This is a genomic window from Rhodococcus sp. CX (genome assembly GCF_015865005.1).
Classification (GTDB): Bacteria; Actinomycetota; Actinomycetes; order Mycobacteriales; family Mycobacteriaceae; genus Rhodococcus.
The window spans coordinates 1-13,262 of record NZ_JADZGH010000014.1 but is presented as its reverse complement, the minus strand read 5'-3'; the positions used below and the strand labels follow the sequence as shown (position 1 = coordinate 13,262).

The window sequence follows — 13,262 nt, the reverse complement described above, 5'->3', positions numbered from 1 at the left end:
CCGCTCCCCGCGTAGCAGACCAGCGAAGGAGAACGATGTCCACCGACGCCACCGGCGACGCCCTGGACTTCTGGCGCGTCGAGCGGATCGACCGCTTCGAACTGCTGCGGCTGCGTGCCGAGATGCTCGCCCCGGGCGGGGCGTGGCTCGAATGGCGTCTCGAACCGCTGGGCCCGGACCGGACACGCCTGCATCAGCGGGCGATCTTCTTCCCCAAAGGTCTTGCCGGCAGGCTGTATTGGTACTCGCTGCTGCCGTTCCACGGGATCATCTTCAAGGGCATGCTCGAGAACATCGCGGGGGCCGCGCGCCGGGAGGTGGGCGTGGACGGATGAGACCGACCGCCGCGGCGTCCTCACATCGTCGGATCTCGAAGGCGCAGCCCCGCAAAGAAGGTGGCCAGTTCATCGGGCGCAGCCAGAGGCAGCACGTGCGCAACGTACTGGTCGGGTCGCACGACGACGACGACACCACCGCGGTCGATCGCGCGGGACTCGAAGACATCGTCGTCGGGGATCGCGGCGTAGACATGTTCGTAGTCGACCAGGTCGAACGGCCCGACTCTCGGCTTGAAGATGTCCGGCACGCGGCCGAGCTCGATCGCGTGGTGGTCCTGCTGGTAGACGACCTTCAGATCGAACCAGTCGTTGGGTCGGACGCCGTCGGGGAGCTCCGCGAACGGCGAGTGCTCGGACGTGGTGAGCCACCGTGCCGCGCTCTCGAGAGCGGAATCATGGCCGGAGGCTGACTCATCCGCGAAAAGGTAGATCCTCCAGCGTCCGTCGGCTCTGGCGTGATGACCGAGGTGGACCGGGTTGGTGTCGGCCACCCGTGAGACCCTGGCCGACGCGAAACGCTGCCCGATCGGGAATCCCTTCGCAAGGTCCTGGTACGTCGCCTGGCCGACGATCATCGATGGCGGGTACTCGGTACGGAATCCGGTGCGGAACTCCTCCGTGCTCCGGAAGAACGTCGGCACCTCCGCGACGTCGTCGAGCTCGTCGGCGCGTTTGGCGATCATTGCCGCCCACGCCTTGTCGAAGTCGATCAGGTTTTTCGCGATGGCCTTGCGCTCGGCATCGTAGGTGGAGAGCAGCGACTCGGGGGCACGCCCGTCCAGGACGTGGCCGAGCTTCCACCCCAGGTTGAAGCCGTCCTGGAGCGAGACGTTCATGCCTTGTCCGCCCTTGGCGCTGTGCGTATGGCAGGCGTCGCCCAGGATGAACACCCGTGGCGGGCGTGGGTCGCCGGTGTGGTCGCGCAGTGTGTCGTCGAACTGCTCGGCCAGCCGGTGGCCGACTTCGTACACGCTGAACCAGGCGACCTGCTTCACGTTGATCGAGTACGGGTGCAGGATCTTGTTGGCCTTCGCGATGACGGTCTCGACGGGCGTGGCCCGGACGCCGCTCGCCTGGTCGGGGACTTCACCCAGGTCGACGTACAAGCGAAACAGGAATCCCCCCTCTCGGGGAATCACCATCATGTTGCCGTCGGTACTCGACTGGATGGTCGACAGCAGTCGAATGTCGGGGAAGTCGGTGTCGGCCAGGGCGTCGATCACACCCCAGGCATGGTTGGCGCTGTGGCCCTCGAATCGGCAACCGATCGACCGGCGTACCCGACTGTGGGCACCATCGGCCCCTACGAGGTACCTCGTACGGACCTCGAACGTCTCTCCTGCACGCTCCCCGGCGGTATGGGCAAGGGTTACGTATACCGGATACTCCGAGCCCGAGTCGGTTTCGTGGCTTCTGTACTCCAGTCCGAAGTCCGGCTTCATGCGGCTGGGCGAGTTGGCCATGAACTCGGCGAAGTAATCCAGTACGCGTGCCTGGTTGACGAGGATGTGCGGAAATTCGCTGAGCCCCTTCGGGTCGTCGAGTGACCGGCCGGCCCGGGCGATCTTTGTGGGATCGGCCGGGTCCGGCTGCCAGAAGGCGAATTCCGTCACGTGGTGCGCCTCGGCTGCCAGGCGTTCGGCGAATCCGAACGCCTGGAAGGTCTCCAAACTCCGGGCTTGGAGACCGTCTGCGTGTCCGACTTCCAGACGGCCGGCGCGGCGTTCGACGACCCGGGTCGTGATGTTGGGGAATTGCGAGAGTTGAGCTGCGGTGATCATGCCGGCGGGACCGGTGCCGACGATGAGCACGTCGACCGTGTCGGGTAGGCCACTCGGCCGGGTCGGCCCGACACCGGCGGCGGGCTGTACGCGGGGGTCGCCTGAGACGTAGCCGTGGTGATGGAACTGCATGGCGACGTCACACCTGCCCGGCAGACGACGCGATCGCTTGCGCGCGCCAGACGTTCCACGCGCGGGTTGCCTGCCCGCCGACGGTCGCGTTCGCGGCCGCTGCCTCACCGGCGGTCAAGTAGCGCGGTTCACCGAGGGCGAGGGCTGAAGCCTGCGCGTGGGCGTTGACCTCGGTGTAGACCGCCCGGTAGACGGCCTCGGGCACCGAAGCGCCGACTGCGACCGAGCCGTGTCCGCGCATCAGTGCCACCGAGGAGTCACCGAGGGTCTCGGCGAGCGCGGCGCCCAGCTGCGAGGAGGTGATGAGGAGGTCGGTGGCGTCACCGGCGACGTCGGCGATCTCGAAGACGGGTGTCTGCTGCGGGTCCAGGAAGCCGGCCATGTGAATGACCGGCCGCAATGGCACCGAGACGGTGCTGAACGGGACGACGGCGGGCGAGTGGCTGTGTACGACCGCCATCACATCGGGCCGACGGCGGTAGATCTCGGCGTGGATGAACCGCTCCAGATAGGGGCTCCGAGGGTCGTCTGTGTCACCGTCCAGATCGTGCTCGAGCAGGTCGGACTCCGTCACCGATCCCGGCGCGAGGTTGCGTGAGAGCCAGAACGTGTCGGCGCCCGGTGCGGTCCTCATGCTGACGTGGCCGAACGAGTCGAGGACGCCCTGGCGGACGAGGATGTGGTTGGCGGCGACCAGGTCGCTCACCGACGTGCCTTCGAGGGTGGTCATGCTGTCGATTCCTTCGCGTGGGTATGGCTGAGCTGGGCGGTCACGAGCTGAGGAAGACGACGCCGGCGCGCTGAGCCATGATCGGCTGGACCTGATCGCGCACCCACTGTCGGTGGGCCGGGTGGTCCCGGAACTCCAGGTAGCCTGCCTCGTCGTCGAACTCGATGAGGGAAGCGAATTCGAAGTTGTCCGGCCGGATTCGCAGATCTCTGCCCATCTTCATCGACCGGATCGTGGCGATCCGGTCCCGCAGGCCGAGCAGGCCGTGAGCCATCCGCTGTATCTGTTCGTCGGTGGTGCCCTCGTGAAAGCGGAGCTCGATTACGTGGTGCAGCATCGTCAATGCCCCCTGCGCGGGATGCTGACCGTCTTGGATCGGGTGAAGCTGATGATCTCCTCGAGGCTCTCCTCTTTGCCGAGGCCCGAAGCCTTGACACCGCCGAAGGGGAGGCCCGGGAAGTGGCGCGACGAGTCGTTGATCCAGACATAGCCGGCTTGGAGATCGTCGACGAACCTGTGTGCACGGTCGACGTCCTGCGTCCACACGCTGGCGGTCAGTCCGTACGGGACACCGTTGGCGATGCGGACCGCCTCGTCATCGTCGTCGAAGGTGAGCACCGACAGGACCGGCCCGAAGATCTCCTCCTGCGCGATCGTCATGTCGGGGGTGACTTTGTCGAACACAGTCGGGGCGATGAAGAGGCCCTCCGGCAGGTGGTCGGGTCGCCCGCCGCCGGTGGCGAGGACAGCGCCCTCGGCGAGCCCGGCCTCGATGTAGCCGCTGACCCGCTCGAAGTGCTCGCGGGAGACCAGCGCGCCCATTTCGGTCGATTCGAGGACCGGCACGCCGACCTTGATCTGTTCGACAAGTTCGACCACCCGTGCGACCACCTGGTCGGCGATCGAGCGGTGGACGAGCAGCCGGGAGTTCGACCCGCAGGACTCGCCCTGGGTAGCGGTGAAGTTCATGCCGAAGACGGCGCCCTGGGCCGCGGCCTCGATGTCGGCATCTGCGAGCACGACCATGGCGTTCTTGCCACCCAGTTCGAGGCTGACGTGCTTGACCCCGGCGCCGGCGCCGACCCGCTGGATGTCGCGACCGGTGCGCTCGCTGCCGATGAACGCGATGCGCTCGATCTCGGGGTGGGCTGCGATCGCCACTCCCGGCTCCGGGCCGGCGCCGTTGACGATGTTGACCACGCCCGGAGGCAGGACCTCTGCGATGAGTTCACCGAGTCGGATCGCAGACAGCGGTGCCTGCGGCGGAGGCTTGAGGATGACTGCGTTTCCGGCCATCAGTGGTGCGCCGAGCTTGCCTGCTCCGAAGAAGATGGGGTGGTTGAAGGGGATGATGCGGCCCACGACGCCGTACGGTTCGGGGCGCGAGTAGTGCAAACCGGTCCCGGCGCCGGGGTACGTCTCGCCCTTGATCATCAGGGCCCAGTCGGCGAACATCTCGAGCATGTCAGCGGCCCAGAGGGCGTCCTTGCGCATCGAGGTCACCGGGCTGCCGCCATCGAGCGCGTCGAGAAGACCGAGCTCGTCGGCGTTCGTCCGAATGTGCCCAGCGAGTTCGCGAACCGCGGCCGCGCGCCCTTGCGGCGAGTACCGGCGCCAGGTCTCGAAACCGCGCTGCCCCGACCGGACAGCGGCCTCGACATCGGCCGCACCTCCGTCGGCGACCTCCGCCAACGGCCGCTCGGTCGCCGGATCGACGGTTGCGAAGCCGGCGCCACTTACGGCCGGGCGAAGTTCGTTGTCGATGAGCAGACCCCAGTCACGCGACCGGATCGCGGCCAGCGTCTTCTCGTGGGGTGCGTACTCCGACTCGTAGGGCGACGTGCTCGTCATGGAGGATGGCATGGGTTCTCTGCCTCGTCAGGTTCATCGTTGTGATTCGGGTCATCAGGACGCGGTGGCGGCGCTCGTCAGGCGGGCGCGCAGCTCACGCCAGCGCTGCCCGCACTCGCGGGACGCGGCGGCGTAGGGCTCCGGCAGGTGGTTGTAGGGCGACCGGATCGGGCCCGGCCGGCAGTAGCCGGCGGTGGCGATCCGGGTCTTCTCGATCTGGAGGTTGTAGGAGGCGAAGAGCTCCTGGTCGGCGAACAGGTGGGCCGCAGGCTCGTTGGCCCAGGCAATGTCGGCCACCGCCTTCTCGACGGCTGCAGCGTCACCTGTCTGCAGCGCGTCCATCAGCACGATCGAGGGCTCCGGTCCCATTGCTGCGGCGGTGGCCCAGCAGCCCGTGGTGGTCGTGGGCGCTCGCTTCGCGAAGTCGTGCACGACCATGTCGCTGGGCAGGAAGTTCACCGTGCCCTCGGTTGCTTCGAGCATTCGCTCCAGATCGGGCGCCTTCGACACCTTTGCCGAGGTGACCGTGGGAGCTTGGGCTGCGATGCCCTCCCAGAACTCCACCGGGAAGGTGTAGCGGAAGGCTCGGGCGTTTGCGTAGACCATGACCGCCAGGTCCGGGAACGCCTCGCTGATCTGGGCGTAGTAGTCCACCGCCATCGCGGTGGTCAGCGGCTGCCACATCGGTAGGCCGAGCAGGGTGCCGTCGGCTCCCGACTCGGCGACCTTTCGCAGACGACGAGCGGTGCCGTGGCCACCCGAGCCGGTCGCGCCCACGAACGTCGGCACCCGACCGTCGACAGCCTCCACAATCGTGTCGACGACGACATCGAAGTCGTCCTCGCTCAGACTCGGGCACTCGCCCGTCGTTCCCAGCGCGATGATGCCGGAGACGCCGTCGCGCACGAGCTGATCGACCAGTCGCGCCGTCTCCTCGACATCCACCGTGTTCCGGGCATCGATCCGGTCGGAACCCGGCAGCGCGGGTGTCGGGATGATCCCGTACACCCCGCTGATCTCGGATGCGGTGATCACTCGGCCGCCCTTCGCGTCAGTCATCGTCACTACCTCGTGTTCCATCGAATGTTGTTGTTTCACTTCGTAAAGTTCGGAGGGGGCGGACCGGCGTATCCCCAGGTGTCGCCCTTCCATTCCTCGCCCCAGAAGACGGCCTCCAAAGGGGCGTCCACCTCCTCCTCCACCTGCTCGAGCTCGGCGTAGTACTCGATGAACACGCCCGCGGGGTCGGCGTAGTAGGTGAAGATGTTCTTTCCCGGCCCGTGTCGGCCGGGCCCCCACACGCAGGGCGTCCCTTCGCGGGTCAGCGCGCCGAGTGCCGTCATGATGCTGTCCATGTCGACGACATCGAATGCGATGTGTTGGATCCCCGTCCGTTCGGAGTCGCAGAGGGCGAGGGTGTGGTGATCACGGTTGCACCTCATGAACGACATGCCGCGTGCGGTCCGGTCGCTGACCCGCAGGCCGAGCCGGCCGTAGAAGCGCTCGAGTACCGCGCGCTGCGGCGTATTCAGCACGAGGTGGCCGAGCTTGCGGGGCGCGACGATCCGCGCACGGTGGCTCTCCTCGGTGACAGAAGCGCCATACAGCAACTGGACGAGGTTGCCGTCGGGGTCGCAAACGGCAGCACTCGCCTCGTGCCCGGGCCCGACCGCGTCCCCCGGCTCACGTTCCACCTGGCCGCCCGCGGCGACGGCCTGCTCGAACGCCGCATCGAGGTCGGCACGGGTCGCGACGTCGAAGGACACGTGCACCAGCTCCCCCCGGGTGGCGCCGGCGGGCGCCTGCTCGAGGGAGAGCCCGTGATGGGCGGAGGTTCGGGCTCGGAAATAGCGACGCTGCGCGTCGCCGTCGCCGCGGACGGGCGCCAGCCCCCAGCGGTCGCGGTAGAAGTCCTCGACCCGATCGAGGTCGGGAACCGCGAGCGCGATGTTGTTGAGCGTCTGCACCTTGATCACACGGACCTCCGGTTTCTGGTGTGCACAAGCAGTACGACGAGGAGTGGGCCTCATCCCCGTCGCGGGCGGTTCCCGATCCCTTCGGGGACCGCCCGCAACCCTCAGTGGTGGCGGACGAAGTCCGCCACGAGGCGGTTGAACTCGTCGGCGTGCTCGAGCTGCGCCCAGTGGCCGCAGCGGTTGATGACATGCGCGCGTGAGTCAGGAATGTTCGCCGCCAATACGAGCGCGGTCTCGAACGTGACGACCCGGTCGTCGCGGCCGTGGATCAGCAGCGTGGGTGCCGTGATCTCCGAGAGCCGGTTGGGATCGACCCAGATCGTGATGGGTGCCTTCGGTGCAGCCGCGAGCACATTGGCGACGTGTTCGGGGCGCTTGGCCACTGCCTCGGACCGCTGCCGGCACAGCTCGGGAGTGGCAAACCGCTCCTTGTCGAAGACCATGATCTCGACGAGCCGCTTCATCTGCTCGGGGCTGTAGTCCGACCAGGTCCGAGCCATGATCTTGAGCCCTTCGGAGGGACCGCCGCCGGCACCGAACAGGATCGGCTTCATCTGGATAGGGGCGCCCATGGTGATCAGGTGCGTGACCCGGTCCGGGTGCTCGATGGCCATCCGCAGCGAAGTGTGGCCGCCCATCGAGTTACCCACGAACGCCGCCTTCTCGATACCGAGGGCGTCGAGCAGCTCGCAGACCGCCTGCACTTGGTCGTAGGTCGAGAAGTCGACCTCGCTCGAGGCTCCCCAACCTGGGAGGTCCGGGGCGATGACGCGGAGACCCGCAGCGGCGATAGCTTCGATGTTGGGGTTGTAGTTGCTCCAACCGGTGGCACCGGGGCCGCCACCGTGAATCAGGATCACCGGATGGCCGTCGGCCGGGCCGGCCTCGTTGTAGTGGATGGTCCAGTTCTCGGTATCGACGTCCTTGGCGACGTCCGCCTCGATGAGGGTCATCAGTGGGCACCTTCCGGGGGCGTGTTGGTGAACGGGGCCTGGCCCAGCAGGGCGTGGACTATCTCGGGTGGGCGGTGTCCCCAGGCACTCAGCTGACCGAGGGTCTGCACTTCCCAGGTCTCGTCGTCGATGAGTAGACCGCCCCAGCCGTACTCGACGGAGAAGCCCGACGGCGTACGGACGTAGAAGCTGAACATGCGGTCGTTGGGGTGCATGCCGAGCGTCATCTCGAAGGGCTGTTTGGCATCCATGCAGCGGTCGTAGGCCAGGCCCACGTCACGGATGTCGGTGACTTCGATCATGAAGTGGTGGGTGCGCTTCGGGTTCGGCATGTTGCCGAAGGCGAGGGTGTGGTGCCGCGGATTGCAGTGCAGGAACACGACATCGGCGACGATCCCCGGCGCAAGTTCCTCGACGATGAAGTCGCTGATCTTGAAGCCCAGCAGGTCCAGATAGAACGCCAGGTAGTCCTCGCGGTCGACGTCCTTGGACATCAACACTTGGTGACCGGCCCCGCCCTGCCCGGTGACGAACGTGCCGAGCATCGTGCCGGAGTGGAACGGCGTCTCGGCGTCGGCGAAGCCGGTGACCAGCTCGATCCGGTTCCCGATCGGGTCTGCCGTGATGAAGATGCGGTCGACCTTGCGGGTGGTGGCGAGTGCTGCATCGCCCTCGGTGACCTCCACCCCGGCACCCCGGAGCTTCTCGACGATCGTGTCGAGCGATGCATCGTTCTCGACCTCGTAGCCGGTCGCGGCCAGGTCGTCGGCCGGACCCTGGGTGCAGAACCAGCGGTAGGCCTTGTCGTCGGTGCGGAAGCTGATCGAGTCAGAGTTCTTGTCGGCCACCTGCATACCGAGCAGGTCGCCGGCGAAGTGCTCCCATTCCGCAAGTTTGCTGACCTCGTAGACGACGTAGGCGAGCTCCTTGACTCCAGTCATCGTTCTTTCCTCTCAGAGCGCGGGGACCGCGAGACCGGACTTGTCGGCTGCGGCGATGAACTTGTCGGGACGAACCGCGACCGCCCTGACGCCATACCGCTCGAACCACGGAAGAAGCGCGTCCTCGAGGTCGACAAGATCGTTGGGGCCCTCCGTGTGGGACATCTTGGATCGCACCGTGCGGTAGGTCGCGCCGAGGGCATCCCACTCGGACTTCTCCTCGGCGCTCAGCAGGGTTGCCGGATCGACCTCGGCGCCGATCAGGACGAAGCCGTGCCCTATCAACTCGTCGACGCGGGCGCGGGTACCGACGTGGTCGCCGATGTGGGGCTGCGGCAGCATCCGGCCGACGATGCTCGCATCGCCGAGTTCACCGCGCAGCCAGCCCGCTTCCAACACCGGGGGTGCGAAGATCGGCTGCTCGGGTGGCGTCACGGTGTTCTCCGGGACGGCGTCCATCGCCTCGATTTCCTCCGGCGTCGCTTGCTGCATGATCACCCGGCCGAGCGCGATGGCAATGTTGGTGAAGAACTCGACGTTGGGGCGTCGCTCGGCCTCGTAGGTGTCCAGCCACTCTTCGCCGAGCTCGCCACGCAGGACCCGCGCAAGCTTCCAGCCGAGGTTGTGGGCGTCGCGGATGCCGGACTGCATGCCGGCCCCGGCCCACGGCGGCATCAGGTGGGCTGCGTCGCCGACGAGGAAGATTCGTCCGCGGCGCCACGACTCCGCGGCACGGACGTGGTGGTGGTAGAAGGCATACTGCTCGATCTCGACGTCGTCCTCGGACTTGCCCAGCGCGTGCAGTAGCGGCCACACCTCGTCGGTGGAGGGGAAGTCGGCCTCGGTCTCACCGGGCCTGAGCGCGATCTCCCAGCGGTGGTGGCCGCCGGAGAGCGAGATGTCGACGACAGGGTGCTCGGAGTCCGACCAGAATGTCGGGCAATCACTGTCGGGCCAGAAGCGCTTGGTCTTGCAGTCGATGACGATCCACTGGGTCGGGGCGGTATCGCCGAGCATCGGGATGCCGAGCAGTTTGCGCGTCGGGCTGGAGCCACCGTCGGCCGCGATCGCGTATCGGGCGCGGGTGCTCGTCTCTCGACCCGTCTTGCGGTCGCGGGCGGTGATCGTGACGCCGGTTTCGTCCTGGTCCACGCCGATCACCTCGACGCCCAATCGCACGTCGAGGGCGTCGTATTCCTCGGCGCAGCGACGCAGCTCGGCCTCCATTGTCGGTTGATAGATGTTGAAGAAGCGCGGCTTCGTGTTGCGCGTACCCAATTCGGACGGCGGATGCTGGACGCGCATGATCTCTTGGCCGTCGTAGGTCACCCAGCGCAACTTGTCCTCCGGCTCGATGACCTTCTCGATTCGCTCGTCGATCCCCAGCTCCTGGAAGATCCGCATCGTCCAGTCGTTGATCGTTACCGCACGAGCGCGGGCGTAGATGTCCGTATCACGCTCGAACGCAATAACACTCGCGCCCTTGTTGGTCAGTGTGAGGGCTCCCGCAAGGCCGGTCGGGCCATAGCCGATGATCGCGACGTCGGCATCGAAGTGGTCAGACATGCATCACTCCTCCATTGTTCGACCAATCGGTCGATAAGTTCGTGAGGAGCGTCACAGTTTCCGATCGCGCCGTCAACCATTGCTGCTCAAATTCCGCCGTGCAGAATTAGGTTCCCTTTCGCGGCTCACTGTGCTGGTGCGCCGAGAGTGCGAGATCCGGGCATCGGCAAGTCCGCTCTACAATCTGCACGTGGAAAGGCAGCGAGTCAGCAACCGGCGAGGGCGGCAGTCCCGCAACGAAATCCTGGAGACGGCCACCCGGGTCATGGGGCAGCGCGGTTACGCGGCCACGTCGCTGTCAGCTCTCAGCGCCGAGATAGGACTGGCAAAGAGTGTGATCCTCCACCACTTCCACACCAAGAGCGGACTGCTCTCGGCAGTGATGGAAACGGGCATGAAGGACTTCTTCCAAGCGCTGGGCGACCCGCAGACGAATCCGCCCGTCGACGGCACGCCCCGGGAGCGGCTGAGCTGGTTCCTCAATCGCGCAGCCGCGGTGTTGACCGAGCGAGAGGAGTTTCTCCGACTGCACATGCTGCTCATCCTCAGCGAGGAGGAGGACACGGGCGAGGCGGACGTTGCAGACACCATCGCGAGCGTGCGCCGCGAGGGCCGGAGCCACGTGAACCGCATGATCCGGGAGTCGTTCCGTGACCATGGGCCGGAGATCGCGAAGGCGGTTGCCGACAAGTTCGAACGATTCTGCATGGCCGGAATCGACGGGGCCTTCCTCGGCGGACAAGCCGAGGCCGGTCGATCGATGAGTGAGGAGATGGACGAGCTCGCCGATGCCATCACACTGATGGCGGAGGCGTTCTTGGCAAGGCTCGATGCAGACGCGCTCGGCACCGGTTCGGCGGCGAGCGGGCGAACGTCACCCGCCGGGCTGCTCGATCCAGCTCGGCCGAGATAGGCGCCGGGACCGCATCGAATGCGATCCCGGCGCCGGTTCCTCAGCTACACAGTGCCTTCCGCTACACCGTGCAGAGGGGCTTGATCTCCTGCAGTCCTTCCGTGGTCGGGGAGGTCAGCATCAGGCACGAGTTGTACCCGGCATCCTCGACGACCGTGCGGATCTGTTGCCACGCAGCGGCGTCCACCACCGGCGAGCGCGACAGCACGAATCCGGACACCCGGGTCGGGTCACCGACGAGGGCCCACGAGTAGTCGTCGGCGAGGTAGGTGACGATGTAGTTGCTCGGACCGTCGAGCGAGTCCTGGAACGGCACACCCGGGAACGACACGTGCAGCGACGCGGTGTCGTTTAGGCGGGCGTTGCCGACGATCCCGCGCCGCTCGCCGGTGATCGTCGTGCACGAATTCTCCACGCGCACATTGCGTTCGTCGATCAGGGTGTACTGCGCGGTGGTGTCGCGAACACAGTCGATGTTGTACGGCGCAGGATTGGCGGCGAGCTGGTACCAGCCGCCGACGTACTGCGTCACGTCGAGCTGAGGAACGGGAGTCAGCGGCGCCGCCTGCGCGGGCGCCGCGACGAGGGCCGGACCCACCGCGGCGAGTGCCGCCGCGGCGAGTCCGAACATCGCTCGTTTCACGGGATCTCCTTTCGTCGGTCCGGGCACCGGAATTACTGCTGCGGCGGCAGCAGCACTCCGTCGATCAGGTAGACGGTGGCATTCGCAGTCTTGATTCCACCACAGATCAGGTTGGCGTCGTTGAACTTCCAGTCGTCACCCGAGCCGGTCACCGTCACGGTCCCGCCCTGGACGGTGGTCTGGTCACCCGCGATGTCGGCGGGAGCGATCTGCCCCGGAACCACGTGGTAGGTAAGGACATTGGTGAGCAACGCCGAATCCGTCTTCAGTGTCTCCACGGTGGCGGGATCGACCTTCGCGAACGCGTCGTCGACCGGCGCGAAGACGGTGAATTCACCCCCGTTGAGGGTGTCCACGAGGTTCACGTCCGGGTTGAGCTGCCCGGAGACCGCTGCGGTCAGCGTCGTCAGGACCGGCACGTTCCCGGCGGCGGTGGCGACCGGCTGCTGTGCGAGCTCTTCGATCGAACCGGGTCCGGTCGGTACCTGCTCGGCGTAGGCGGCGCAGCCCGGGCCCACGAGCCCGGATGCCGCAGCCTCCGCGGTGGTCGTCGTTTCCATCGACGACATCGCCGAGGTCGCTGCCGAAGTCGCCGACTCCGTTGCGGAGTCGGAGTCGTCGGACGAGCACGCCGACAGACCCATCACTGCTGCGGCGCCGATTCCGATCAGTGCCATGCTCTTTCGCGTTCGAATAGCCATCGTTCGTCTTCCTTCCGTGGCGAGGGCCCGGGGGCTCCGTCGATCGGGTGTGTCACCGGTCATTCGCCACCGGTCAGGGGGCGGATGGGTCGGATCCGAAAGTTTTTTTCGAAGGGCCGTTTCCGGGGCGGGTTTCTGCGGTGAGCCATCCGCCGCGTCTGCGGCTCCGAATGGCGGTCATGGAGATTCCTTCGAGCCGGGTCCGTGCCCACGTGCTGGTGCTGCCCGGCGGCAAGCCGGCGAGTACCGCGACCGCCCGGTGGTGGCACCTGTCGCAGCTGCGGATGTCGCTGCTCACCGAGTCTCTGCGGCTGCGTCTTTCCGGCACCGGCATCACCGTCCGCCAGGTGCAGTACACGGTGCGGGGCTGGAACGGGAGCGTGCGCAGCCCCGTGCAGGACGGTCTGCGCGCCCTCGACGAGATCCGCCGCCGGCGGCCCGATGCGCCCATCGGACTCGTCGGACATTCGATGGGCGGTCGTGCCGTCGCGCACCTCGCCGCGCACCCTCAGGTCGAGGCGGTGGTGGCGCTGGCCCCGTGGTGGCCGGACAACGACGGCGCCCTGATCCCGCCGGGCCGGCGGCTCCTGGTCGCCCACGGCACCGCGGACACGTGGACCGACCCGTCGGTCGCCGAGGCCCAGACGGAGGCCGCCCGCCGCCGCGGCGTGGACGCGACCTGGCTGCCGTTCCCCGGCGCCGGTCACTTCCTGCTCACCCGGCCCGAGCGCTGGCAC

At 67.0% G+C, this 13,262-nt stretch carries 14 protein-coding genes; 3 read left to right on the top strand and 11 right to left on the bottom strand.

Going from position 1 to position 13,262, the window contains the following annotated elements:
* On the top strand, positions 1-335 hold a 335-nt coding region (locus I0Q12_RS01315; RefSeq protein ID WP_197250242.1), incomplete at its 5' end, for a DUF2867 domain-containing protein.
* 20 nt (positions 336-355) lie between these two features.
* Here I0Q12_RS01315 and I0Q12_RS01310 read toward each other — a convergent pair.
* The 9 genes from I0Q12_RS01310 to I0Q12_RS01270 all read right to left on the bottom strand — a co-directional run bounded on the left by I0Q12_RS01310 (position 356) and on the right by I0Q12_RS01270 (position 10,268).
* Positions 356-2,251: an FAD-dependent monooxygenase gene (locus I0Q12_RS01310; protein ID WP_197250241.1), complete on the bottom strand. Its 1,896-nt coding sequence runs from the start codon at positions 2,249-2,251 to the stop codon at positions 356-358.
* A gap of 7 nt (positions 2,252-2,258) precedes the next feature.
* Positions 2,259-2,981: a class II aldolase/adducin family protein gene (locus tag I0Q12_RS01305; RefSeq protein WP_197250240.1), complete on the bottom strand. Its 723-nt coding sequence runs from the start codon at positions 2,979-2,981 to the stop codon at positions 2,259-2,261.
* Positions 2,982-3,021: 40 nt separating this feature from the next.
* A complete protein-coding gene (locus tag I0Q12_RS01300) occupies positions 3,022-3,318 on the bottom strand; it encodes a Dabb family protein (protein WP_197250239.1) in 297 nt (98 codons plus the stop codon).
* Between the two features lie 2 nt (positions 3,319-3,320).
* Positions 3,321-4,832, bottom strand: coding sequence for an aldehyde dehydrogenase family protein (locus I0Q12_RS01295; RefSeq protein ID WP_197250238.1), 1,512 nt, complete (start codon positions 4,830-4,832; stop codon positions 3,321-3,323).
* Positions 4,833-4,886: 54 nt separating this feature from the next.
* Complete coding sequence (locus I0Q12_RS01290; protein WP_197250237.1) at positions 4,887-5,891, bottom strand: dihydrodipicolinate synthase family protein; 1,005 nt, start codon at positions 5,889-5,891, stop codon at positions 4,887-4,889.
* Between the two features lie 35 nt (positions 5,892-5,926).
* Positions 5,927-6,808, bottom strand: a complete 882-nt coding sequence (locus I0Q12_RS01285; protein ID WP_197250236.1) for a VOC family protein — start codon at positions 6,806-6,808, stop codon at positions 5,927-5,929.
* A gap of 101 nt (positions 6,809-6,909) precedes the next feature.
* Complete coding sequence (locus tag I0Q12_RS01280) at positions 6,910-7,761, bottom strand: alpha/beta fold hydrolase (RefSeq protein ID WP_197250235.1); 852 nt, start codon at positions 7,759-7,761, stop codon at positions 6,910-6,912.
* Entirely contained in the window at positions 7,761-8,702 is a 942-nt protein-coding gene (locus I0Q12_RS01275) for a VOC family protein (protein ID WP_197250234.1), read from the bottom strand. Before I0Q12_RS01275 ends, I0Q12_RS01280 begins: the two co-directional genes overlap by 1 nt.
* A 12-nt stretch (positions 8,703-8,714) precedes the next feature.
* The gene (locus tag I0Q12_RS01270; protein ID WP_197250233.1) at positions 8,715-10,268 is read right to left on the bottom strand and encodes a bifunctional 3-(3-hydroxy-phenyl)propionate/3-hydroxycinnamic acid hydroxylase; all 1,554 of its coding nucleotides are present in this window, start codon (positions 10,266-10,268) and stop codon (positions 8,715-8,717) included.
* A gap of 190 nt (positions 10,269-10,458) precedes the next feature.
* On the opposite strand from I0Q12_RS01270, the gene I0Q12_RS01265 reads away from it, so the two are divergent.
* A complete protein-coding gene (locus tag I0Q12_RS01265; protein WP_197250232.1) occupies positions 10,459-11,181 on the top strand; it encodes a TetR/AcrR family transcriptional regulator in 723 nt (240 codons plus the stop codon).
* A 61-nt stretch (positions 11,182-11,242) separates the two neighbouring features.
* On the opposite strand, the gene I0Q12_RS01260 is transcribed toward I0Q12_RS01265, so the two are convergent.
* Entirely contained in the window at positions 11,243-11,812 is a 570-nt protein-coding gene (locus I0Q12_RS01260; protein WP_231609802.1) for a lipocalin family protein, read from the bottom strand.
* A gap of 44 nt (positions 11,813-11,856) precedes the next feature.
* Positions 11,857-12,525 (bottom strand): fasciclin domain-containing protein, encoded by a 669-nt coding sequence (locus tag I0Q12_RS01255; protein WP_197250230.1) that lies wholly within the window; start codon positions 12,523-12,525, stop codon positions 11,857-11,859.
* A 179-nt stretch (positions 12,526-12,704) separates the two neighbouring features.
* Between I0Q12_RS01255 and I0Q12_RS01250 the strand changes: the two genes are divergently transcribed.
* Positions 12,705-13,262 (top strand): dienelactone hydrolase family protein (locus tag I0Q12_RS01250; RefSeq protein WP_197250229.1); only part of this gene is annotated, 558 nt, incomplete at its 3' end.

Excerpts from the sequence above, each read along its gene's own strand:
- I0Q12_RS01310 (WP_197250241.1), bottom strand. The coding sequence starts at position 2,251 with ATGCAGTTCCATCACCACGGCTACGTCTCAGGCGACCCCCGCGTACAG.
- I0Q12_RS01255 (WP_197250230.1), bottom strand. The coding sequence starts at position 12,525 with ATGGCTATTCGAACGCGAAAGAGCATGGCACTGATCGGAATCGGCGCC.
- I0Q12_RS01290 (WP_197250237.1), bottom strand. The coding sequence starts at position 5,891 with ATGACTGACGCGAAGGGCGGCCGAGTGATCACCGCATCCGAGATCAGC.
- I0Q12_RS01280 (WP_197250235.1), bottom strand. The coding sequence starts at position 7,761 with ATGACCCTCATCGAGGCGGACGTCGCCAAGGACGTCGATACCGAGAAC.
- I0Q12_RS01270 (WP_197250233.1), bottom strand. The coding sequence starts at position 10,268 with ATGTCTGACCACTTCGATGCCGACGTCGCGATCATCGGCTATGGCCCG.
- I0Q12_RS01260 (WP_231609802.1), bottom strand. The coding sequence starts at position 11,812 with ATGTTCGGACTCGCCGCGGCGGCACTCGCCGCGGTGGGTCCGGCCCTC.
- I0Q12_RS01295 (WP_197250238.1), bottom strand. The coding sequence starts at position 4,832 with ATGACGAGCACGTCGCCCTACGAGTCGGAGTACGCACCCCACGAGAAG.
- I0Q12_RS01300 (WP_197250239.1), bottom strand. The coding sequence starts at position 3,318 with ATGCTGCACCACGTAATCGAGCTCCGCTTTCACGAGGGCACCACCGAC.
- I0Q12_RS01275 (WP_197250234.1), bottom strand. The coding sequence starts at position 8,702 with ATGACTGGAGTCAAGGAGCTCGCCTACGTCGTCTACGAGGTCAGCAAA.
- I0Q12_RS01305 (WP_197250240.1), bottom strand. The coding sequence starts at position 2,981 with ATGACCACCCTCGAAGGCACGTCGGTGAGCGACCTGGTCGCCGCCAAC.